This window comes from Lentibacillus kapialis (assembly GCF_014646635.1).
Classification (GTDB): Bacteria; Bacillota; Bacilli; order Bacillales; family Amphibacillaceae; genus Lentibacillus; species Lentibacillus kapialis.
In genome coordinates this window covers 1-1,221 of the sequence record NZ_BMNQ01000119.1, presented here as the reverse complement: position 1 = coordinate 1,221, position 1,221 = coordinate 1, and the positions used below count along the sequence as shown (strand labels likewise).

1 protein-coding gene is annotated in these 1,221 nt (G+C 43.0%); it reads right to left on the bottom strand.

Features of this window, described 5'->3' with window-relative positions; translation table 11 throughout:
* Window positions 1-168: 168 nt before the first annotated feature.
* On the bottom strand, window positions 169-1,221 hold a 1,053-nt coding region (locus IEW67_RS17820), incomplete at its 5' end, for a TnsB C-terminal domain-containing protein (protein ID WP_188634424.1).

The following is a 1,221-nucleotide window of genomic DNA, read 5'->3' as shown; positions in this document are numbered from 1 at the left end:
AGCGTAAATGTTTTCCCGGCCCCGGGGTCACCTATAATTAAACCGATCCCTTTGGACTTTTGTAAATACGCAAGCCCGTTTAATGCTTCCTGATAAACGGTGGACTCAAAAGCATCGCCATGCTCCATGTCCTTGGAAAATGGTGCTTTTGCCAAGGAGTAAAACGATTTATACATAATCCGTTTCCTCCTTATCGTCTTCACCTGTCGTATCCGTAATGGCGAAAGGGGATGGTAACTGTCCTCGTTTTACGTGGGCGTTATCTTTCATAGAAACCGGCATAGCCTCAGCCACATGCTTGCCATCCTCAAACACATGAACAGCCTGATCATCCATCCGAATTTCAATCTTTTGCCCAATATATGCAGGGGGGACTTCATATAATTGCTTTTCCAAAGTAATGGTTCCGTCTGATTTTACTTTTCTCTCTGCTCGCTTTAAAAAAATCGTTTCCAAAGTGGCAGGATCCTCTAAAAATGTGATATGATCTAACTGTGAATGAAATACTTGATGTGGTGTTTTCCCATCAAGTGAGGCGTGTGGCTTTCGGTGGTAATCCTCCTCAAGCCACCGCCCAAACCTTTTATTTAATTCTTCCAGAGAATGAACCGGATCACTTTTTAATAACGGGTAAAACCGTGTTTGAATCGTTTTGAACAGACGTTCTATTTTGCCTTTGCTTTTAGGATCGTACGGTTGTGTATGAACCAAGGTGATCCCCAACTCCGCACAAGCATACTGCAGCGTTTCTGATCTATAAATCTTGCCGTTGTCTGCGTAAACCATCGTCGGCTTCCCACGTCGCACAAGTGCTTCTTTTGTCACCTCCCGGAGACCATCAAATTTCTCGGAAGAGAAAAATTCCGCATAAGGAACAATCCTTGAACAATCGTCAATATAGGCGATAAGGAACGTTTTTTTCATCTTCCCCTCAATTGGTATATACGGACCGTGTGACAGATCGGCTTGCCATAATACATTGACTTTCTCATAGGCAAAACGCTTCCGTTCTTTTTCCGGATGAAAGCTCACATGATTCCTTCCAGCCAAATTGTACTTTTTCAGTAATCGGTTAATGGTCGCATAGGAAACCTCATGTTGATGAATCTCTCCGCGGTTAATCAGTTGTTCGTAAAACACACTGACTGGCATGTGAAGCAATTCTTCTTTTCTTGTTTTGAGAATTTGATCTTTATCATCTGGCGAGAGCCTGCGGGAATT